The 19,812-nt window shown below is 70.7% G+C and carries 19 protein-coding genes; 7 read left to right on the top strand and 12 right to left on the bottom strand.

Going from position 1 to position 19,812, the window contains the following annotated elements; all coding sequences use genetic code 11:
- Positions 1-18: 18 nt before the first annotated feature.
- Positions 19-1,443: a M20/M25/M40 family metallo-hydrolase gene (locus tag ACTOWY_RS26715; protein ID WP_441312397.1), complete on the bottom strand. Its 1,425-nt coding sequence runs from the start codon at positions 1,441-1,443 to the stop codon at positions 19-21.
- 45 nt (positions 1,444-1,488) lie between these two features.
- Between ACTOWY_RS26715 and ACTOWY_RS26710 the strand changes: the two genes are divergently transcribed.
- On the top strand, positions 1,489-2,556 hold the full coding sequence (locus ACTOWY_RS26710) for an alkaline phosphatase D family protein (protein ID WP_441312396.1): 1,068 nt from the start codon (positions 1,489-1,491) through the stop codon (positions 2,554-2,556).
- On the opposite strand, the gene mctP is transcribed toward ACTOWY_RS26710, so the two are convergent.
- Complete coding sequence (mctP, locus tag ACTOWY_RS26705) at positions 2,508-4,160, bottom strand: monocarboxylate uptake permease MctP (protein ID WP_441312395.1); 1,653 nt, start codon at positions 4,158-4,160, stop codon at positions 2,508-2,510. The genes ACTOWY_RS26710 and mctP overlap by 49 nt on opposite strands.
- On the bottom strand, positions 4,157-4,447 hold the full coding sequence (locus ACTOWY_RS26700) for a DUF3311 domain-containing protein (RefSeq protein ID WP_247755103.1): 291 nt from the start codon (positions 4,445-4,447) through the stop codon (positions 4,157-4,159). Before ACTOWY_RS26700 ends, mctP begins: the two co-directional genes overlap by 4 nt.
- A 211-nt stretch (positions 4,448-4,658) precedes the next feature.
- Between ACTOWY_RS26700 and ACTOWY_RS26695 the strand changes: the two genes are divergently transcribed.
- Positions 4,659-5,534 (top strand): septum formation family protein, encoded by an 876-nt coding sequence (locus ACTOWY_RS26695; RefSeq protein ID WP_441312394.1) that lies wholly within the window; start codon positions 4,659-4,661, stop codon positions 5,532-5,534.
- On the opposite strand, the gene ACTOWY_RS26690 is transcribed toward ACTOWY_RS26695, so the two are convergent.
- On the bottom strand, positions 5,523-5,657 hold the full coding sequence (locus ACTOWY_RS26690; RefSeq protein ID WP_441312393.1) for a hypothetical protein: 135 nt from the start codon (positions 5,655-5,657) through the stop codon (positions 5,523-5,525). The genes ACTOWY_RS26695 and ACTOWY_RS26690 overlap by 12 nt on opposite strands.
- A 169-nt stretch (positions 5,658-5,826) precedes the next feature.
- Here ACTOWY_RS26690 and ACTOWY_RS26685 point away from each other — a divergent pair, with 169 nt between their 5' ends.
- Positions 5,827-7,398 (top strand): alpha/beta hydrolase, encoded by a 1,572-nt coding sequence (locus ACTOWY_RS26685; RefSeq protein ID WP_441312392.1) that lies wholly within the window; start codon positions 5,827-5,829, stop codon positions 7,396-7,398.
- Here ACTOWY_RS26685 and ACTOWY_RS26680 read toward each other — a convergent pair.
- From ACTOWY_RS26680 to ACTOWY_RS26660, 5 genes are all read right to left on the bottom strand, one after another.
- On the bottom strand, positions 7,395-8,255 hold the full coding sequence (locus ACTOWY_RS26680) for a helix-turn-helix domain-containing protein (protein ID WP_441312391.1): 861 nt from the start codon (positions 8,253-8,255) through the stop codon (positions 7,395-7,397). The genes ACTOWY_RS26685 and ACTOWY_RS26680 overlap by 4 nt on opposite strands.
- 101 nt (positions 8,256-8,356) lie before the next feature.
- Entirely contained in the window at positions 8,357-10,177 is a 1,821-nt protein-coding gene (locus tag ACTOWY_RS26675; RefSeq protein ID WP_441312390.1) for a phosphoenolpyruvate carboxykinase (GTP), read from the bottom strand.
- Between the two features lie 295 nt (positions 10,178-10,472).
- Positions 10,473-11,204: a hypothetical protein gene (locus ACTOWY_RS26670; protein ID WP_441312389.1), complete on the bottom strand. Its 732-nt coding sequence runs from the start codon at positions 11,202-11,204 to the stop codon at positions 10,473-10,475.
- A 121-nt stretch (positions 11,205-11,325) separates the two neighbouring features.
- The gene (locus ACTOWY_RS26665) at positions 11,326-13,200 is read right to left on the bottom strand and encodes a dynamin family protein (RefSeq protein WP_441312388.1); all 1,875 of its coding nucleotides are present in this window, start codon (positions 13,198-13,200) and stop codon (positions 11,326-11,328) included.
- A complete protein-coding gene (locus tag ACTOWY_RS26660) occupies positions 13,197-13,562 on the bottom strand; it encodes a nucleotide exchange factor GrpE (protein ID WP_441312387.1) in 366 nt (121 codons plus the stop codon). Before ACTOWY_RS26660 ends, ACTOWY_RS26665 begins: the two co-directional genes overlap by 4 nt.
- A 110-nt stretch (positions 13,563-13,672) precedes the next feature.
- Between ACTOWY_RS26660 and ACTOWY_RS26655 the strand changes: the two genes are divergently transcribed.
- Positions 13,673-14,134, top strand: a complete 462-nt coding sequence (locus ACTOWY_RS26655; RefSeq protein ID WP_441312386.1) for a helix-turn-helix domain-containing protein — start codon at positions 13,673-13,675, stop codon at positions 14,132-14,134.
- Between the two features lie 32 nt (positions 14,135-14,166).
- Positions 14,167-14,724 carry a PIN domain-containing protein gene (locus ACTOWY_RS26650; RefSeq protein ID WP_441312385.1) on the top strand — a complete coding sequence of 186 codons (558 nt, stop codon included), beginning with the start codon at positions 14,167-14,169 and terminating at the stop codon, positions 14,722-14,724.
- Between the two features lie 6 nt (positions 14,725-14,730).
- Here the strand turns inward: ACTOWY_RS26650 and ACTOWY_RS26645 are convergent, their stop codons facing one another.
- The gene (locus ACTOWY_RS26645; protein ID WP_441312384.1) at positions 14,731-16,254 is read right to left on the bottom strand and encodes a dynamin family protein; all 1,524 of its coding nucleotides are present in this window, start codon (positions 16,252-16,254) and stop codon (positions 14,731-14,733) included.
- 118 nt (positions 16,255-16,372) lie between these two features.
- Between ACTOWY_RS26645 and ACTOWY_RS26640 the strand changes: the two genes are divergently transcribed.
- The gene (locus tag ACTOWY_RS26640) at positions 16,373-17,560 is read left to right on the top strand and encodes a sensor histidine kinase (protein WP_441312383.1); all 1,188 of its coding nucleotides are present in this window, start codon (positions 16,373-16,375) and stop codon (positions 17,558-17,560) included.
- Between the two features lie 27 nt (positions 17,561-17,587).
- Positions 17,588-18,247, top strand: a complete 660-nt coding sequence (locus ACTOWY_RS26635; protein WP_247755092.1) for a response regulator — start codon at positions 17,588-17,590, stop codon at positions 18,245-18,247.
- A 1-nt stretch (position 18,248) separates the two neighbouring features.
- Here ACTOWY_RS26635 and ACTOWY_RS26630 read toward each other — a convergent pair whose 3' ends face one another.
- A complete protein-coding gene (locus ACTOWY_RS26630; protein WP_441312382.1) occupies positions 18,249-19,166 on the bottom strand; it encodes an SDR family oxidoreductase in 918 nt (305 codons plus the stop codon).
- A complete protein-coding gene (locus ACTOWY_RS26625; RefSeq protein WP_441312381.1) occupies positions 19,163-19,756 on the bottom strand; it encodes a TetR/AcrR family transcriptional regulator in 594 nt (197 codons plus the stop codon). The genes ACTOWY_RS26630 and ACTOWY_RS26625 overlap by 4 nt, the downstream gene beginning before the upstream one ends.
- Positions 19,757-19,812: the final 56 nt, after the last annotated feature.

Here is a 19,812-nt window from a genome sequence, read left to right as displayed (position 1 = left end):
AGGCGGCCCTGGACTCGTTCACTCGCCGGAGCGGGCGTGCGCGTCCAGCACGTAGGAGATCGCCTCGGTGATCCGCCGGGCGTAGTCCAGGTGCAGGGACTCATCCGGCACGTGCGCGTTGCTGTCCGCGCCCAGCGCGCCGGTGACCACGAACTGCGCCGCCGGGTACGCCTCGTGCAGCAGGCCCATGAACGGGATGGACCCGCCCTCGCCGGTGGCCTTCCAGCCGGCGCCGAACACCTGCTCGCCCGCGGTGTCCAGCGCCTCCCGCAGCCACGGCCGCAGGCTCGGCGCGTTCCAGCCGTTGGCCGCCTCGACCTTGCCGAGTTCGACCTGGGCGCCGTAGGGCACCTCGGTGGTCAGCGCCCGGCGCACCGCGGCCAGCGCGGCGTCGGAGTCGGCGGTCGGGGGCAGCCGGAAGCCCAGCATGAGCGTGGTGTGCGGGCGCAGCACGTTGCCCGCGTCATCCGGCACCGGCAGGCCGTCCGCGCCGATGATCGACAGCGTCGGCCGCCAGGTGCGGTTCAGCGCCAGTTCCAGCTCGTCGGTCGACACCGGCCGCATACCCGGCATCAGCGGGAACAGGGTCAGCAGGAAGCCGGGGAAGACCGCGAGGGCCTCCTTGGCCTCCAGCACCCGCTCGTCCGGGATCGCCACGTGCAGCTCGGGCAGCCGGACCTGACCGGTCGCCGAGTCCTCCAGACGGTCCAGCAGCTGCCGGATGACCCGGAAGGAGCTGGGCACCACGCCGCTGGCCGAGCCGGAGTGCTGGCCGGACTCCAGCACCCGCACGGTGAGCTGGGTCTGCACCAGCCCGCGCAGCGAGGTGGTCAGCCACATCCGCTCGTAGTCGGCGGCGCCGGAGTCCAGGCAGACCACCAGCGTGACCGCGCCCAGGCGGGCGCTCAGGTGCTCCAGGTAGGCGGGCAGGTCCGGGCTGCCGGACTCCTCGCCGGTCTCCAGCAGCACCACGCAGCGGCCGTGCCTGCCACCGGCGGCCAGCAGACCCTCGATCGCGGTGACCGCGGCGTAGCCGGCGTAGCCGTCATCGGCCGAGCCCCGGCCGTAGAGGCGACCGTCACGCAGCACCGGCGTCCACGGGCCGAGGCCCTCGGACCAGCCGCCCACCGGGGGCTGCTTGTCCAGGTGGCCGTAGAGCAGCGCGGTGCCGGCTTCCTCGGCGCCGGGCTGGGCCGGCAGGTCGAGCAGCAGCACCGGGGTCCGGCCCTCCAGCCGCACCACGTCCACGGTGGCGCCGGGCAGGTCGCGGGCCACCAGCCAGCGGCGGACGTGCTCGACCGCGGCCTCCAGGTGGCCGTTACGCGCCCAGTCGGGGTCGAAGGCCGGCGAGATGGCCGGCACGGAGACCAGTTCGGACAGGCTCGTCAGGACATCGTTGTCCCACCGAGCGCGGACGGTGTCAGTCAGTACGGCTCGATCCACGCCTCGATTCAAACACTAGATTCACTCCAATGGCACCTTGCCGCCATGCACCGGACTTACCTGACTGATTACCTGCTCAAGGTGCGACAGGACCCGTTCACCCTCGGTGTGGCCTCCGGTGACCCCGAACCGGACTCGGTGGTGCTCTGGACCCGGCTGACCGGCGTGCCCGAGCTGCCGCTGTCCGTGCCGTGGCAGCTCAGCGCCGATCCGGCAGGCGCCCGGGTGCTGCGCGAGGGGGTCGCCGACGCGCTGCCCGAGTGGGGGCACAGCGTGCACGTGGAGGTCGAGGACCTCGAACCGAGCACCGAGTACTACTTCCGGTTCCGCCACGGCAGGCACCTCTCGCTGACCGGCCGCACCAGGACCACCCCGCACCCGGTCGCGCTGGAACCCCTGCGGCTGGCCGTGACCAGCGGCGACGCCCTGCCCTCGGCAGCCGATCTGGTGCTCTGCCTCGGCGAGCACCGGCCCTCGGGCCCGGTGCGGGAGCAGCGGGAGCGGGCGATGGCCCGGCTCACCCCGGCCGCGCAGCTGGCCAGGGCCAGTGCGCCGCAGGTCTGCACCTGGGGGCCGGGTGAGCTGTCCGGGGAGTGGGTGGCGGCCTGCCGCGCCTACTACGAGCACCAGCCACTGCGCGCGGCCTCCCGGCCCGACGGCGGACGGATGCCGATCTACCGCAGCCTGCGCTGGGGCCGGTTGCTGGCGTTGCGGCTGGTGGACACCCAGCAGTACCGGCAGACCGGTTCGCTGCTGGGCGCCGGTCAGGAGCGCTGGCTGGCCGGGGAACTGGGCAGGCGGCGGCCGCTGTGGGACGTGGTGGCCGGGCACGGTTCGGTGGCCGAGCTGACCGGGGAGCGGCTGGGCGCGCTGTGGCGGCGGGCCAGGGTGGAATCACCGCTGGTGCTGCGCGGCGGACCCGGTCCGGCCGGGACTCGGCAGGTGGCCGGGGCGCCGGAGCTGGCCGCCGGGGTGGCCGGGTCGCTGCTGTGCGAGATCGACGAACGGCTCTGGCGAGCGAGGTTCCCCGGACCGGGCGGACCGGGGAACCTCGCGTTCCCGCGTCAGTGCGAGGCGACCGCCTTGAGCGAGGGGTCGCCGTCGTCGGCGTGATAGTCCTCGCCCTTGGTCTCGTCGGTGCCGTTGAACGCCTTGAGCTGCCGGGCGATCAGCGTGCCGATGATCGCGACCACCAGGTTCACCACCAGGGCGATGAACCCGACGTAGATCTGGGTCTTGGACCCGGCGAAGGGCTCCCAGCCGAGCAGGGACAGCTTGTCCAGGGTCAGCGCGGAACCACCGAAGTGCGCGCGGCCCGCGGCCGGGTTCGGGATCAGGTACAGCAGGTAGAGGCCGTAGCCCATACCGGCGATCCAGCCCGCGACCAGGCCCCAGCGGTGGAACCAGCGGGTGTAGAGCGCGATCGCCACCGCGGGCAGCGTCTGCAGGATGATCACTCCGCCGATCAGCTGCAGGTCGATCGAGTACGCCGGGTCGACGAAGACGATGAAGGCGACCGCGCCGAACTTGACCACCAGCGAGGCCAGCTTGGCCTGCTGCGCCTCCTGCTTGGGTGAGGCGTCCTTCTTCAGGAACTCCTTGTAGATGTTGCGGGTCCACAGGTTGGCCGCGGCGATGGACATGATCGCGGCCGGGACCAGCGCGCCAATGCCGATCGCGGCGAAGGCGACGCCGGCGAACCAGCTCGGGAACTGGGTGTCGAAGAGCACCGGCACGATGGTGTTGGTGTCCGGCCGGCCGGTGGCGTTGTTCATGATCGGCTTGGTGCCCGCGGTGAGCGCCACGTAGCCGAGCAGTGCCAGCAGGCCCAGCAGCAGCGAGTACGCCGGCAGCGCGACCATGTTCTTCTTGATCACGTTGCGGCCCTTGGAGGCCAGGATGCCGGTCAGCGAGTGCGGGTAGAGGAACAGCGCCAGCGCCGAGCCCAGCGCCAGCGTGGCGTACTGGAGCTGGTTGTTGGCGTTGAGCAGGATCGAGCCCTTGGGCGCGCCGTTGGCGCCCGGCTGGGACAGGATCTCGGCCGAGCGGTCGAAGATGGTGGTCCAGCCGCCCAGCTTGGCAGGCAGGTAGATGACCGCCACCAGGATCACGATGTAGATCAGCGTGTCCTTGACGAAGGCGATCAGCGCCGGCGCCCGCAGACCGGACTGGTAGGTGTAGACCGCCAGGATCAGGAAGCCGACGAACAGCGGCAGGTGGCCGAGGAAGCCACTGCCGTTGAGGCCCATGGTGCGCAGCACCGCTTCCAGCCCGACCAGCTGCAACGCGATGTAGGGCATGGTCGCGACGATGCCGGTGATGGCGATCAGCAGCGCCAGGATGCGCGAGCCGTAGCGGCCGCGGACGAAGTCGGCCGGGGTCACGTAGCCGTGCACCCTGGAGACCGACCACATGCGCAGCAGCGGCAGGAACACCAGCGGGTAGAGGATCACCGTGTAGGGCAGCGCGAAGAAGCCCATGGCGCCGGCGCCGAAGATCAGCGCGGGCACGGCGACGAAGGTGTAGGCGGTGTAGAGGTCGCCGCCGACCAGGAACCAGGTGATCCACGAGCCGAACTTGCGCCCGCCGAGGCCCCACTCGTCCAGGTGGTCGAGGGTGTCACCGGCCTTCCACTTGGACGCCACGAAACCGAGCACCGTCACCAGCAGGAACAGCACGGCGAAGACGATCAGCTCGGTCCACTGGATGTTGTTCACGCCTTGTCCCCCTCATCCAGCTTGTCCACGTCGAGGCGGTCCGGCGCGGTGGTGACCACCGGCTCGTCCCTGGTCTTGAGGTAGACCAGTCCGACGCAGATGACGCCGAGCGGCACGAAGGCGAACTGCGACCAGTAGAAGAACGGGAGGCCGAGCACCCGGGGCTCATCGAAGTTGATCAGTGGGGTGACCAGCATCAGCAGTGGCACCACGAGTAGCAGGTTCCACCAGTTCCAGCGCAGCCCACTCGGGCGCGCGGGTACGGGTGGTGACGAACCAGACGGCATCGAACTCCTCCGTTGTCCTCCCCCGCGGGCCTGCCACCGCTACGGTGACCTTGGCGGGCGCGGATGTGTCGCGGATGTTAGGCATGTGTGGTGATGGTCGTCATCGGGCAGCAGGAAAACCCTGTGTTCGAAGTGCCCTAATCGTGACCATCCGCGCACCAGGGGTGCGCAACGGTAGTCGGACGATCACGGTCAGCGAGGGGAGCCACGCATGCGGAAAGCGGCGATCTTGCTCGCGCTGTCCGCGTTGCTGACCACGAGTTGCACCGCGGGCACGGCCACCGTGCCCGGCGAGCCGACCACGGCGAGCACCGGCCAGAGCGCCCCGGCCCGGCCCAGCGGGGTGCTGACCGCGCCGCCGGAGGAGAAGCTGCCAGGGGTCGGCGAGTGCTTCGACTCCAAGGTGCTGGGCAAGGTCGCCTGCACCCGCTCGCACGACGCCGAGGTCACCTGGCTGGAAACGCTGCCGCAGCACCTGCCCAAGGCCTACCCGGACGATGCCACGCTGCTGGCCAACTCGATCCCGCGGTGCACCGAGAAGCTCGCCGAGTACATGGGCAGCGAGGCAGCCCCGGCCAGCAGGCTGCGGGTGGCCGCGATCTGGCCGGACAAGGCGCTGTGGGCCAAGGGCCAGCACTACGTGATCTGCACCGTGGTCGAGGTCGGCCCGGACGGCGCCCCGGTCAGCCGCACCGGCTCGCTCAAAGGCGCGCTGCAGAAGGACTTCTGGGCCTACCAGCTGTGCACGGCGGGCTCACCGTCGAAGGCGGAGACGCTGGTGGGCGTGCCCTGTAACCAGCCGCACGTGGGTGAGGCGCTGCCCGCGGTGAAGAACCTGGGCAAGAGCACCGACAAGATGCCCTCGGCCGAGCAGTTGCACGCGAGCATGGACAAGCACTGCAAACAGGTCGTCATCGACTACCTGCTGGCCCTGGACGGCCGGCCGGATGTGGCCACCAGCTGGCGGGTGCCCGCCGAACGGGACTGGTCGGAGGGCTACACCGTCGGCACCTGTTTCGCCGAGACGAACAAGCCGGTCTCCAAGACCGTCCGCGGCATCGGCGGTCAGGCCGAACTACCGGCCTGACCTACTGGGCAGATGCTCGTGGGTACGCGCGTCCAGTTCCGCCCCCGGCCGCTCTTCCCGCTGTGCCAGCAGGACCATCACCACGGCGGCCACGGCAAGCACGAGCATCGCCAGTCCGGCCACGGCACACCTCCCTGGTTGTCGCCGGTTTTTCCCTTACGTACTCCCCTGAAGACGCCCTGAGTGTGGTCCAGGTTCACTGCGCGCTCCACCTTTTTTCCTTAGCGTGACCTTGAGCGACCGCGGTGGGGAACTCCTCGGCCGCGGGTGCCTTTCCTGAGGGGGAAACCACATGTCCGCAAGACGCACGGGCACAGTGCTGGCCGTGGCCGCCCTGTTGCTGGCCGCCCCGGCGGCCGCCTTCGCCACCGAGTCCACGCCGAGCCGCTACCTCACCCAGCGGCTGGACTGGAAACCCTGCTTCGACCAGGTCAATCCGCCGCCCGGCCTGCCGCCGGGCGGGACCGCGCTGGAATGCGCGCGCTACACCGCACCGATGAACTGGCGCCGTCCCAGGGACGGCAAGGACATCAGCGTGGCGATCACCCGGCTGCGCGCCACCGGCGCCCGGCAGGGCGTGCTGTTCACCAACCCCGGCGGCCCCGGCCAGGCCGGACGGGCCTTCCCGCTGGACTTCCTGGCCACCGGGCAGCGCGCGGTGCTGGCCGGGCACGACGTGTACGGCATCGACGTGCGCGGCACCGGCGGCAGCAGCCAGGTCAGCTGTGATCCCGTCCCGCCCCCGCTGCTGCCGGACTGGCGCGATCGCAGCCCGGCCAACCTGAACACGTTGCTACAGGTCAATGTGGACATCGCCCGCGCCTGTCAGAACAGCGAGCTGGGCAAGTTCGTCAACACCGAGCAGACCGCGCACGACCTGGACCTGCTGCGCCACCTGCTGGGCGAACGCAAGATCAACTACTACGGGCTGTCCGGCGGCGCCTGGCTCGGCCCGTTCTACGCCACCTACTTCCCGCACCGGGTGGGCCGGTTCGTGCTGGACTCGGTCGCCGATCTCACCTCGACCTGGCAGGACCTGATCAACGACCAGGCCCGCGGCATGGAACGCCGGTTCCGCACCGATTTCCTGCCCTGGCTGGCCCGGCACCACGACCGCTACGGCTGGGGCGCCACCGCGGCCGAGGCGGGCGCGAACTACGAGACCGTACGGGCCCGGCTGGCCGCGAAACCCGTTGAGCTGAACGGGAACAAGCACAACGGCGCGAGCCTGGACGTGCTGATCATCGGCGCGCTCGGGCAGAAGGAGACCTTCCCCGGCCTCGCCGAGAGCCTGGCCCTGCTCAAGCGGCTCAGCGAGGGCGCCCCGGTGGCGGAGTCCGCGGCCACCCAGCGCTTCGCCGATGATCTGCTCAAGCCGGACCCGGCCGCCCAGACCGGCACCGCGCTGTCCATCATCTGCAACGACACGCCCTACCGCGGTGGCAGGGCCGGGACCATCGCCGACTCCGAGCGGCTGGGCCGCAAGTACCCGCTGATGGGCTGGCACAAGATCATCCAGCAGTGCATGTCCTGGCAGCGCCCGGAACTGCGCCTGCCCACGATCACCGGCCGCGGCCTGCCGCCGATGCTGCTGGTGAACTCGGTGCGTGACCCGCAGACCACCCTTGAGGGCGCCCAGCGGGCCCAGCGGGTGCTGCCCAAGGGCTCGCCGCTGCTGGTGGTCGCCGATGAGGGTGACCACTGGATGTACCTGCGCGGCAACGCCTGCGTGGACGCCAGGGTCAGCGCCTACCTGAGCACCGGTGCGCTGCCTGCCAACGGCAGCACCTGCGCGGGCAACCCGCTGCCCGACCCGACGACGGCGGCGGCCACCCCCCGGCAACCGTTCCCGGCCATCGGCTAGCTCGCGCAGGCCAGTTCGCCGGCGTAGCCGCCGAGCAGGTGCGCGGACTCCGCGGGCGGCAGGGCCAGGTGTTCCAGCACCTGCCAGGCCTCCCGCGCCCGCTCCACCTCGGGCGCGTGCTGCAGGAAGGTGTGCGTGCCAGCCAGTGGCACCCGCACCAGCGGCGGCGCGTCGGCGAACTCCAGGATGGTCATCGAGCCGCGCAGGCCAGGGTGCGCGCCCCGGCTGAGCGGGAGCACCCGCAGCGTGACGTTGGGCCGCTCGGCCAGCAGGCACAGCGCCTGCAGCTGGCGGGCCAGCACGCCCGGCCCGCCGATCGGCCGGTGCAGCGCGCTCTCCTCCACCACGCAGTGCAGGCTCGGCGGCACCGGCCGGGCCAGCACCATCTGCCTGGTCATGGTGGCCGCGACCTGGCGGCCCAGATCGGGCTCGTGCAGCCGGTGGTCCATGCCGCCGAGCGCGGAGCGGGCGTACTCGGCGGTCTGCAACAGGGCGGGCACCATGGCCAGCTCGAAATCACGCACCACCGCGGCCTCGTCCTCCAGGCCGATCAGCTGCCGCAGGTCGGCGGGCAGCCGCGAGCCGGGGGACTGCCACCAGCCCGGCGAGGCGGGCGGGCGCACCAGCGCGAGCAGCTCCGCGCGTTCCTCGGCGGGCACCTGGTACAGGGTGAGCAGGGCGGTGACATCGTCCGCCTGCAGTCCGCGCCGCCCGGTCTCCATCCGCTGCACCTTGGTCACCGAGACGCCGAGGGCGATCGCGACCTGGTGCAGGGTAAGGCGATTGCTCTTGCGCAGGGCACGCAGCGCGGCACACACCCGGCGGGTGCGGGTGGCGGGACCAGGACGTTCGGACATGCACCTCACTGTGTCCCTTGCCACAGGGTCACACAAACCTGGCTCGGGGCCCGGCGGACAACGCTGGCCACCGGGCCCCGAGCACAGCTGCGTGACTCTGATCAGCCAAGACGCTGCTTGAGCGCCTCCAGCTCGTCACGCAGCGAGCTGGGCAGCTTGTCACCGATCTGAGTGAACCACTCCTCGATCAGCGGCAGTTCGGCCCGCCACTCGGCCACATCGACGGCCAGCGCGGCCTCGATGTCGGCCAGCGGCGCGTCCAGTCCGGACAGGTCCAGGTCGGCCGCGGTCGGCACGTGGCCGATCGGGGTCTCCACCGCGGCGGCCTTGCCCTCGATGCGCTCGATGGCCCACTTCAGGATGCGGCCGTTCTCGCCGAATCCGGGCCACAGGAAGCGCTTGTCCTCGCCCCGGCGGAACCAGTTGACGTAGAAGATCTTCGGCAGCTTGACCGAGTCGGCGTTCTTGCCGACGGAGATCCAGTGCGCGAAGTAGTCACCGGCGTGGTAGCCGATGAAGGGCAGCATGGCCATCGGGTCGCGGCGGACCTCGCCGACCTTGCCAGCGGCGGCCGCGGTCTTCTCGCTGGAGAGGGTGGCGCCCATGAACACGCCGTGCTGCCAGTCCCGCGCCTCGTTGACCAGCGGGATGGTGCCTGCCCGGCGGCCACCGAAGAAGATCGCCGAGATCGGCACGCCGTTGGGGTCGTCCCACTCCGGGGCGAGCACCGGGCACTGCGACATCGGCGTGCAGTACCGGGAGTTCGCGTGCGAGCTGAGCACCCCGGCCTCGCCGTCGGCTGGCGTCCAGTCCTGCTTCTTCCAGGAGGTGGCGTGCGCGGGCTCGTTCTCCATGCCCTCCCACCAGATGTCGCCGTCATCGGTGAGGGCGACGTTGGTGAACACCGAGTTGCCGCGCTCGATGGTGCGCATGGCGTTCGGGTTGGTCTTCCAGTTGGTGCCCGGCGCGACGCCGAAGAAACCGGCCTCCGGGTTCACCGCGTACAGCCTGCCGTCCTCACCGAAGCGCATCCAGGCGATGTCATCGCCCAGGGTCTCGACCTTCCAGCCCGGGATGGTCGGCTCCAGCATGGCCAGGTTGGTCTTGCCACAGGCCGAGGGGAAGGCCGCGGCGATGTAGTGCACCTTCTGCTCGGGCGAGGTGAGCTTGAGGATGAGCATGTGCTCGGCCAGCCAGCCCTCCTCGCGCGCGATGGTGGAGGCGATGCGCAGCGAGTAGCACTTCTTGCCCAGCAACGCGTTGCCGCCGTAGCCGGAGCCGAAGCTCTGGATCTCGCGGGTCTCCGGGAAGTGGGTGATGTACTTGGTGTCGTTGCAGGGCCACGGGACGTCGGCCTGGCCGGGCTCCAGCGGCGCGCCGACCGAGTGCAGGCAGGGCACGTAGTCGGCGTCGTCGCCGAAGACCGCCAGTGCCTTGCTGCCCATGCGGGTCATGACACCCATGGACACCACGACGTATTCGGAGTCGGTGATTTCCACGCCCAGCATGGGCTTTTCCGCGGTGAGCGGGCCCATGCAGAACGGAATGACGTACATGGTGCGGCCGCGCATGCAACCGCGGTACAGCTCGGTCATGATGGACTTCATCTCGACCGGATTCATCCAGTTGTTGGTCGGGCCGGCGTCGGCCTCGTCAACAGAACAGATGTAGGTCCGCTCTTCAACCCTGGCCACGTCATTGGGGTCAGAGGCACACCAGAACGAGTTCGGTTTGTTCTGGAGTCGCACAAAGGTGCCTGCGTCGACCAGTTTCTGGTTCAGGCGCTCAGCTTCCTCGGGCGACCCGTCGACCCAGACGACCTCGTCCGGCGCGGTCAGTTCCGCGACCTCACGCACCCAGGAAAGCAGGCGCGCGTGCGTCGTGGGTGCCTGATCGAGACCGGGGATGGTCAGTGCGGTCATGGCGTCTCCTGCCTGAGCGAAGAAAGCGTCGCTACGCCCGGGGGCGCCGGGCGTGGCGTGAAAAGGGATTGGTTTGAGGCTAGCGGTACCCACCAGGCGCTGCCGACACCCGGAGTGTCGCCTCGCTCACAGGACCGATAAGGGGATCGATTCAGCCACTTGTGGCGCGGAGATGAACGGGTGACATTTCCAGCGCGCGCCCGGCCAGCAAGCGCTCTCCGGTGGCGTGTCCCACAAAGAGATCAACCCCACCCGGATTCCGGATGGGGCTGCTCTGGCACGTACGGGCGATGAACTAGGTCCAGCGGGGCTGCTGCGCGCCGCCGATCCCGGTGCCGTTGCCGGTGGAGTCGACCCACTCGCCGGTGACCGGGTCCACGTGGAAGTTGCCCTGGGCGCCGGAGGAGCCGGTGGCGGTCTCGACCTCCCAGTCGGCGTCGGAGAGCCGGGCGGGCTCGCTGCCCATGGCCTGGCCGAGGTTCTCGTCGTGCACCACGACCCACTCGCCGTTGCCGCGGTGCTCGCTCACGATCACCTGGCCGCTGCCGGTGATCTCGGTGGCCACGTCCGCGTCGCCGTCGCCGTCGATGTCGGCGAAGACCACGGTGTCGCCGTCGGCGTCGGTGACCACCAGGGTGTCGCCCTTGCCGTCGCCGTCGGTGTCGGTCAGCTCGCCCTGCAGGTGCTGCTCGCCGTCGGCGGTGTGCACGATCAGCCCGGACCCGGTGCCCACCGCGGTCTGCGGGCCCGCGCTGGAGCGCTGCCCCTCGGTGACCCACTCGCCGCTGGCCGAGTCGAAGCGCGAGGTGCTGACCACCGCGCCCTTCTCGTCCAGGGTGCGCATGACGTCGGCGGTCCCGTCACCGTTGGTGTCGGTGAAGCTGAGGTAGCCGTCGTCGGTCTCGACCACCGCGGTGTCGTCGATGCCGTCGTGGTTGCTGTCGCTGACGGCCTCGACGGTGTGCTCCGCACCGTCAATGGTCACCTTGATGTCACCGTCGCCGGCGCCGGTCTCCTCGATGTACACCTGATCCCCCTCGTACTACCCGGGGTGCGGGCAAGCTGGGCGTTTCTTGCCACTTGGACTTACGGTAGGCCCGTTCGGTTCCATCGCCAAGTCGGCAACCGATCGAAATGGTGACAACCTGTCAACGCGCCTCGGGCTGATCCCGGCCCGCCGCGTTGTTCCGCTGCTCGCGGATCCTGCCCAGCAGCATCTCCGCCTGGGCCCGCCCGGCCTTCACCTCGGCCAGCCGCTTGCCGACCACCTGGAGTTGCCGGTTGCGCTCGGCGGTGTCCATCCGCAGTGCCTTGTCCACCTCGCGCAACTCGTCCTCGATCGCGCCGATCCGCTTGCCCAGCGCCTCGTCCATGGCCAGCGACAGCTGCTGTTCGGCCTCGATGAGCTGTTCGGAGACCAGCTGCTCCATGGTGGAGCGGGCGTCCGCGACCACCTCGGTGAGCCACTGCTTGAGGTAGGTCTTGTCCGCGCTCTGCTTGCGGGTGCGGGCCAGCCACCAGCCGGCGCCGAGGCCGAGCACGATGGTCACCGGCAGCACCAGCGCGCTGGAGGCGGCGATGCCCAGCCCGGCCAGCGGCAGCGCGGCTGCCTTGCCAAGGCCGAGGCCGCCGGAGACGCCCATGAACACCAGCAGCTTGTCCTCGGCGTTGGGCGGCCGCCGGTCCGGGCTGCGCAACAGCACCGGCGGCGCCCCTGCACGGGCGAACTGGGCCCGGATGACCTCCAGCTCGTCCGGCGCGAACAGTTCCGCGAGCACCGCCTGGGCCAGCGCGTCCAGCCGGGTGGCCAGTGCCTGGCTCAACCGGCCGGAGACCAGTTGCAGGGCCGCGTCCAGCTCCTGCGGCAGCCGTTGCAGGCCGTCCCGGTTGGCCGCGTCGATGGCCCGGCGGAACCAGGACTGCACATCGCGCATCTGCCTGGCGACCTCGTGCGAACTCTCCAGCCGGGCCCGCTGGGTCTCCCCGCGCAGCTTGACCTGCCAGCCCCTGGTGGCCGAGCGGCGCAGCGCGACCAGCTCGTCCTTGCGCGCCCGCAGCGATTCGGCCTCGGCCTCGCCGGTGCTCAGGGCACGCTGTTCGGCACTGAGCTGCACGGCCTGCCCGGCCAGCGCGGTGGCCGCGGCGCGCAGCGTGTTGGCCTCGGCGAGCATGGCCGCGTGCGCGGCGACCAGCTCCTGCAGCCCGGTCTGCAACGGCGCGATCCCGGACTGCTCGCGCAGCAGCGCCCCGGTCTCCGGCGTGGGCGCGCCCTTGGCCAGGCCGAACATCCGCGCCGAGACCGGGTGGAAGACGGCGTCGGCGAAGCGCGGCGCGTGCTCGGCGAGCAGCGCCCGGTTGGCCTCCAGCACCTGCCGCCAGCCCCGGTACTGGTCGGTCTTGGTGAGCGCGAACAGCACGGTCTCCACCCGCTCCCCGGCCTGGGCGAGGAAGGTCAGCTCGCCGCTGGTCAGCGGCGCGGAGGCGTCCACCACGAACAGCAGCGCGGTGGCGTTGGCTGCGGCCTCGGCGGCCAGTTCGCCGTGCATCGAGTCCAGCCCGCCGACGCCAGGGGTGTCGATCACGGTCAGGCGGCTGAGCAGCGGGATCGGCGCCTGCACCCGGACGAACCGGGGCGGCAGTTGGCCTTCGGGCAGCTCCCCGGAGGCGGTCACCCAGCGGTGCAACTGCTCCACTGGGAAGGACACCGGCTGCACCTGTCCCGGGTAACAGGCCTGCGCGGCCCAGTCCTCGCCGTGGGCGAAGACCAGGTAGTTGGCGGTGGCCACGTGCGCGTCCACCGGCGACAGGTTCTCCGCCGACAGCAACGCGTTGACCAGCGAACTCTTCCCCCGGTTGGTCTCACCGACCACCACCACAGAGGGCACCGAGGGCCGTCCGTCGCGCACCGCGGCCACCCACCGCGCCGCGTCCGGATCGGCGTCCTTGAGCAGCTCGACCAGCCGCCCGACGGTGTGCCGGACCAGCTTGGGCAACGGCACCCCCGAGGTCACCGGCGTGCTCACCCGGTCCCCTCACGCAACGTGTAGACGGTCACGATCGGCGGCCGCACCTGCTGCCCGTGGTCGAGGAAGCCGACCACCTCGGTCTCGGCCACCAGCCCGGCCAGCGCCGGATCGTCGGTGGGTTCGGTGCCGCCCGCCTCGTGCACGGCCGGGTCGAAGCGCTGCCCGTCCGGCCGGACCGGCATGACCCCGACCCCGGCCAGCCCGTCCACGATCCGTTCGGCGACACCGGCGCTGCGAGCCCGGTCGAGCGCGTAGAGGCAGAGCTGGATCAGCTTCTTCCGCTCTCCGCCTGCGGGGTCGAACATGACCTCTTCCGACGCGGCGTCCACCGGTTCGGTTCCACCCTCGGCAGTCGTCATCCCGTAGGTCCCCCTGTGGCGGCGGCCGGGTCCTCGGCGCCCGCCTGAGCAAGTGGTGATTTTCGTTTTTTTCGGATAGCCTCGGTTGGCGACCTCGGAAGGGAGGGCACATGACCACGATCCTGGACGCACAGACGGTACTACCTCCGGACAAGGACGATCCGGCGCTGACCAGCCTGGTGACCGCATTGAGCGAGGGCACGGCCAGTCTCACCGGACCGGACGGGGCACAGTTGCCGCTGCCCGCCGAGGTGTACCGGGTCCTGCGCGGTGTCGTCACCGCCATGTCGCAGGGACTCGCGGTGACGATCGCGCCGCACAACACGCAGATGACCACCCAGGAAGCAGCCGACCTGCTGGACATCTCCCGGCCGACCCTGGTGCGGCTGCTCACCGACGGCGAGATCCCGTTCCACCTGCGCGGCAGGCACCGCCGGGTGCTGCTCGCCGACGTGCTCGACTACCAGGAACGTTCCCGCGAACGGCGGCGCGCCACCCTGGACGAGATGACCCGTACCGCCAACGAGGACGGCAGCGACCGCACGGCCGAGGAGTTCATCCGGACCCGTTAGGCCATTCAGCCCAGTCGCGCCAGACTGGGCCGGTGAGCTTTCCCGTCCTGCTCGACGCCTGCGTGCTGTTGCCGATCAAGCTCGCGGACACGCTGCTGCGCCTGGCCGAGGCGGGCACCTACCGGCCGCTGTGGTCGGCGGAGGTGCTCGCCGAGGTCGAGCGCAACCTGCCTCGGGTCGGGGTGCTCCCGGCCAGGGCGAGTTGGCGGGTGCGGCAGATGCGGGCGGCGTTTCCCGATGCGCTGGTGGCCGGATACGAGACGCTCACCCCAGTCATGCCGAACGACCCGAAGGATCGGCATGTGCTCGCCGCGGCGGTGAAAGCCCATGCCGCGCTGATCGTGACGGCCAATCTGAGGGACTTCCCCGCCCCGGCCCTCGATCGCTACGACATCCGCGCCATCCACCCGGATGACTTCCTGCTGGACCAGTTCTGCCTCTACCCGGCGTCGACCCTGCTCTGCCTGCACGAGCAGATCGCCGCGTGCCGCAACCCGGAGCTGTCGATCACGGAGTTCCTGACCACGTTCAAGAAGACGGTGCCCCGCTTCGCCGACGCCGTCTGGGCGCCACTGCTCAGCACGCTCTGAGCGGCCTCATCTGGATCCGCCGCCGAGCTGTTGCCAGATCAGGAAGTACGCGCGGTGCACCACGTGTGCCACCCGGCTTTGCGCCGGAGTCGCCCCGAAGGAGGCGAAGGCCCGCCACCAGCCCGCTCGTTCCAGGGCGTAGGCCAGTAGTTCCGGGCGGGGGCGGCCGGGCAGGCCGAGTTGTTCGTCCACCTTGGCCGAGCCGCCGACCCGCAGGACCTCCTCGGCCAGGTCCTCGGGCATGGCGACCTGGCCGGAGGTGACCAGGGTCAGGGCTTCCAGCAGGCGGAGCTGGTGGGCTTCGGGTTTGGCCAGCAGGACCTCGATCGCGTCGTGCACCCGCTGGCGTTCGCCGGGGTCGCCGGAGGCGCGGGCCAGTGCGGTGACCGAGGCCAGTGCGGCGGCGGCCTTGATGCCGTCGGCGCGGGCCTTGAACACCAGATCCAGTTTGGCCAGGACCGCGGCCAGGCCGGAGGCCTCCAGCAGGCCGCGGCGCAGGTTGCCAGCGGTCAGTCCGGGGTCGGCGGCGAGCAGGTCCAGGGCGGCGCCGATGCCGTGCAGGTCCAGCCGGGTGAGCAGGTGTTCCCTGGTCGCGGCTGGCACCGGGGCGTCCCAGCTGAGGAACAGGTCGGCGGAGAGCAGCATGGTGGATCTGGTGGTCTCGTCCAGGGCGGCGAGTTGTTTGAGCGCGTCGGCGTCGGTGGTGGTGAAACCGCCGGTCTCGGCGGTCTCGGCGAGCAGGCCGATCATCGGCAGCACGTCGGCGACCCTGGGTTTGAGCGTCTCGGCCTGGTGCGCGGCGAGCAGCGTGGCCGCTTTCCAGAGATCGCCGCCGGAGCCTGCCACCGTTTCCGGCACGATGGTGTCGGCCTTGTTCAGCACCGCGATCGCGTTCACCGGGCCCGCCTCGCGGCTGGCGGTGGCCGCGGTGAAGGCGGCCAGCGCGGCCCGGTCGTCCGAGCGCACGGTCTGGGTGACCACGTAGAGCACGGCCTCCGCGCCGACCACCGCGTTGCGGGAGACCTCGTCCAGCGCGTCCGCGCCCTTGCCCGGTTCGCCGAGCAGCTCGGACTCGGTGCGGGCGACCGAGGCCGCGTCCAGCGAGCCGAGGCCGGGGGTGTCGATCACGGTGAGGTCCCGCAGCACCGCGCTGGTGAGGTAGGCCTCCAGGTGCGAGACGGTGTCCAGGTCCACGCCAAGGCTGGCCGGGATCATGCCGTCGGCGTCGAAGGGCAGCACCTGTTTGCGGCCGTCGGTGAAGACCACCTCGACCCGGTCCACCGTGCCGTAGTGGAAGCGGGTGACCAGCCGGGTGCACTCGCCGATGTCGGTGGGCGCCACCCGCCGCCCGATCAGCGCGTTGACCAGCGTGGACTTACCCGACTTGATCCGGCCGGCGACCGCGACCTGCAACGGGGCGCCCAGCCTGCGCAGCACCTCGGCGAATCCGGCCGCGGTGCGCGAGCCGACCTGCGGGGTCAGCCGCTGGCAGAGCTGGGCGACGGCTGCGGACAGTGGCCCCGGGTTCACCGGTGCATCGTCGCACGCAGCCCGGCCGCACCGGGTGATCACGGGTAATCCACAAGGGGGAGGAAATGTACGCCTCCGGTACGACGCAGCTGCCCGGACCGGTGTTTAGGCTCGTCGGGTGCGGAGACTGAGCCTGTGGCTGCGGTCCCACCCGATGGTGGGCGACACCGCGCTGGTCCTCGTGCTGACCATCCTGGACATGGCGTCCAAGAACCCGAAGTGGGATGTCACCGACGCGAACTTCTACTCGGTCGGCGCGCTGCTCACGGTGCCGCTGATCGTGCGCCGTCGTCAGCCGATGGTGGCTGGCGGACTGATCGTCTTCGCCGAGGTGCTGCGGATCTTCACGCATCCGGTGGACATGGACTACCGGATCGGCGAGTTCGGCATCCCGATCATGCTCTACACCCTGGCTGTCTACAGCAACCGCACCGCGGCCTGCAGCTTCGCCCTGGCCATCATGCTGGTCAACTTCGCCATCCTGCTGCGTTTCCCGGAGCCTGGCCCGCCTGCCTGGTCGGTGTTCAGCTGGTTCGCCGCCCCCTCCTTCGCCTGGCTGCTCGGCGAGATCGTCGCGGCCCGGCGGGCGCTGAACGAGGAGGCGGTGCAGCGATTGCTGCTGCTGGAACTGGAACGGGATCAGCAGGCCAAGATCGCGGTGGCCCAGGAGCGCACCCGGATCGCCCGCGAGTTGCACGATGTGGTGGCGCACGCGGTGAGCGTGATGGTGGTCCAGGCCGACGGCGCCTCCTACATGATCAAGGAGAAACCGGAGCTGGCCGAGCGTTCGCTCAAGACCATCTCGGCCACCGGCAGGCAGGCGCTCAACGAGCTGCGCAGGCTGCTCGGCGTGCTGCGCACCACCGACGAGCACGATCCGGAGCTGACCCCGCAGCCCAGCGCGGGCCAGGTCGAGGAGCTGGTGGCGAAGGTGCGTGCGGTGGGCCTGCCGGTGCAGCTGGAGCTGCGCGGCGACCTGGACGAGCTGCCCGCCGGCATCGGACTGGGCGTGTACCGGATCGTGCAGGAGTCGCTGACCAACACGATCAAGCACGGTGGCGCCGGGGTCCGCGCCATCGTGCGGGTCTACCGCGGTGCGGACGCGGTGCAGGTGCAGGTGCTCGACAGCGGCAGCAGCTCACCCGGCAGTCCCGGCCCGGAGCTGGTCTCCGGCGGCAACGGGCTGATCGGCATGCAGGAGCGGGCCAGCGTGTTCGGCGGTGAGCTGGAGGCCGGGCCGCGGCCCAACGGCGGCTGGCAGGTCTTCGCCCGGCTGCCGCTGACCAACCGCGCCGCCGGGTCGTGAGCACCGGTGCCCTCTAAGCTCGCCACCGTGATCCGCGTGATGCTGGTGGACGACCAGGAACTGATGCGCATCGGGTTCCGCATGGTCCTCGACGCCCAGGCCGACATCGAGGTGGTCGGCGAGGCCGCGGACGGCAGCGAGGCGGTCCGCAAGGCGGCCGAACTGCGCCCGGACGTAGTCCTGATGGACGTGCGGATGCCGGTGCTGGACGGGGTCGAGGCGACCAAGCGGATCAGCACCGACGGCACCGCCAAGGTGCTGGTGATGACCACCTTCGACCTGGACGAGTACGTGCTCGCCGCGCTGCGCGGCGGGGCCAGCGGCTTCCTGCTCAAGGACACCCCGCCCGCCGACCTGGTCTCGGCGTTGCGCGCGGTGGCCAACGGCGACGCGGTGGTCTCGCCGAGTGTCACCCGGCGGCTGCTGGAGCGCTTCCTCGGTTCGCCGGAGTCGGGTCAGCTGCGCGATGCCACCGTGCTGGACACGCTCACCGAGCGGGAGCGCGAGGTGCTGGTGCTGGTGTCCAAGGGCCTGTCCAACGCGGAGATCGCCAAGACGCTGTTCCTGTCCGAGGCGACGGTGAAGACCCACGTCGGCCGGATCCTGTCCAAACTGGACCTGCGCGACCGGGTGCAGGCCGTGGTCCTGGCCTACGAGACCGGACTGGCCCGCCCCGGCGACGCCTAGCTCAGCGATACTCGGCCGGGTCCCGGTTCAGCGGGGATTCGGTGAAGACGTTGTCGGCGAAGTAGCTGCCGCAGTCCGGGCGGGACCCGTCGACGTCGGTGAAGCCGTAGGCCTTGGCCAGTTGCCAGGAGGACAGCGACTGGCCGCCCCAGCGCGCCCGGTCCGGGTCGGCGGCCAGTGCGGCGACCGCGCGGCCGAGGTAGTGCGGCGTCTCGGAGATGCCGAAGTGGCGGTCCTTGGCGAGAGCCTCGCGCCAGCTGGCCTCGGTGACGCCGAAGTGGTCGAGCACCTCCTCGGAGCGCAGGAAGCCGGGGGTGAGCGCGACCGAGGTGCCGCCGTGCGGGGTCAGCTCCTGGTGCAAAACCTTGCCCAGCCGCAGGATGGCCGCCTTGACCAGGTCGTAGTAGACCGCCTCGCGGTAGCGCTGGTTGAACATCTCATCGCCGTCGGTGATCTCCACCAGCAGTCCGCCGGGCTGGGCGATGAGCAGCGGCAGCGCCTTGTGCAGGGCGATCAGGTGGGTGTCCAGGCCGTTGCGCAGCATGGCAAGGCCCTTGCCCAGATCGTGTTCCCAGACCGGTTTGTGCTCGGAGAAGCCGTCGCCGCCCCAGACGTCGTTCACCAGCACGTCCAGCCGTCCGTGCGCCGCGCGGATGCGTGCCACCAGACTGTCCACATCGGACTCCTGGGTGTGGTCGCAGCGCACCGGGATGCCGGTGCCGCCCGCCGCGGTGACCAGTTCGGCGGTGTCCTCGATGGTCTCGGCCCGCCCCATCGGCGAGGGCCCGGTGGCCCGGCTGCTGCGTCCGGTGACATAGACCGTGGCGCCCAGCGCGCCCAGTTCCACCGAGATCCCGCGACCCGCCCCTCTGGTTCCCCCGGTGACGAGAACTACCTTGTCCACCAACGCTTTGCTCATTCCGACTCCTCTCCCAGCGCGGGCCGGGACCAGCCCGCGAGCACGGCGTCCAGGTCCGCCAGGACCCGGTCCACCAGACGTCCCTGTGGCCGGACCGACCAGTGCACGGCGGTGCCTGCGGCCAGTGCGCCGAGGATGCGCGCGGCCTGTTCCGGTGGCGGCGCCCCTGGCAGCGCGGCGGCGGTCAGCAGCACCCGCAGCTCCTCGTTGACCGCGGCGTACCCGCGGGCGAGTTCCTCGCGCAGCTCCGGATCGGCCAGGTCGACGCCGAGCTGGGCCAGGTTGTTGGCCGCCTGCCCGGCGTTGTCCAGCAGCTGGTAGCCCACCACGGCGGCCGCCAGCACCGCGGCCCGCGGACTGTCCGCCGCCGCGGCGGCCGCGCGCATGGCCTCGGTCTGCGTGCCGCGGTGCGCCCGGCTCAGCGCGAGCAGCAGCCCGTGTTTGCTGCCGAAGCGCTGCATCACCGTGCCGGTGGCCACGCCAGCCTGTTTCGCCACGTCAGCGATGGTGAAGGCGGGGCCGGAGCGGCCAAGCACCACGCCGACAGCGTCCAGCAGCCGCTGGTCGGTGATCGTTCTCGGTCTTGCCACGGCATTAGTGAACCACGGTTCACAAAGTTTGTGAACCGTGGTTCATAAACTGGGAC

The organism is Crossiella sp. CA198 (assembly GCF_052078295.1).
Lineage (GTDB): Bacteria > Actinomycetota > Actinomycetes > Mycobacteriales > Pseudonocardiaceae > Crossiella.
This window is presented reverse-complemented; position numbering and strand designations above follow the sequence as displayed.

What these genes read in the sequence shown, in the direction of transcription:
- ACTOWY_RS26680 (WP_441312391.1), bottom strand. Translation starts at nt 8,255, where the DNA reads ATGTCCGAACGTCCTGGTCCCGCCACCCGCACCCGCCGGGTGTGTGCC.
- ACTOWY_RS26695 (WP_441312394.1), top strand. Translation starts at nt 4,659, where the DNA reads ATGCGGAAAGCGGCGATCTTGCTCGCGCTGTCCGCGTTGCTGACCACG.
- ACTOWY_RS26700 (WP_247755103.1), bottom strand. Translation starts at nt 4,447, where the DNA reads ATGCCGTCTGGTTCGTCACCACCCGTACCCGCGCGCCCGAGTGGGCTG.
- ACTOWY_RS26675 (WP_441312390.1), bottom strand. Translation starts at nt 10,177, where the DNA reads ATGACCGCACTGACCATCCCCGGTCTCGATCAGGCACCCACGACGCAC.
- ACTOWY_RS26655 (WP_441312386.1), top strand. Translation starts at nt 13,673, where the DNA reads ATGACCACGATCCTGGACGCACAGACGGTACTACCTCCGGACAAGGAC.
- ACTOWY_RS26710 (WP_441312396.1), top strand. Translation starts at nt 1,489, where the DNA reads ATGCACCGGACTTACCTGACTGATTACCTGCTCAAGGTGCGACAGGAC.
- ACTOWY_RS26630 (WP_441312382.1), bottom strand. Translation starts at nt 19,166, where the DNA reads ATGAGCAAAGCGTTGGTGGACAAGGTAGTTCTCGTCACCGGGGGAACC.
- ACTOWY_RS26685 (WP_441312392.1), top strand. Translation starts at nt 5,827, where the DNA reads ATGTCCGCAAGACGCACGGGCACAGTGCTGGCCGTGGCCGCCCTGTTG.
- ACTOWY_RS26660 (WP_441312387.1), bottom strand. Translation starts at nt 13,562, where the DNA reads ATGACGACTGCCGAGGGTGGAACCGAACCGGTGGACGCCGCGTCGGAA.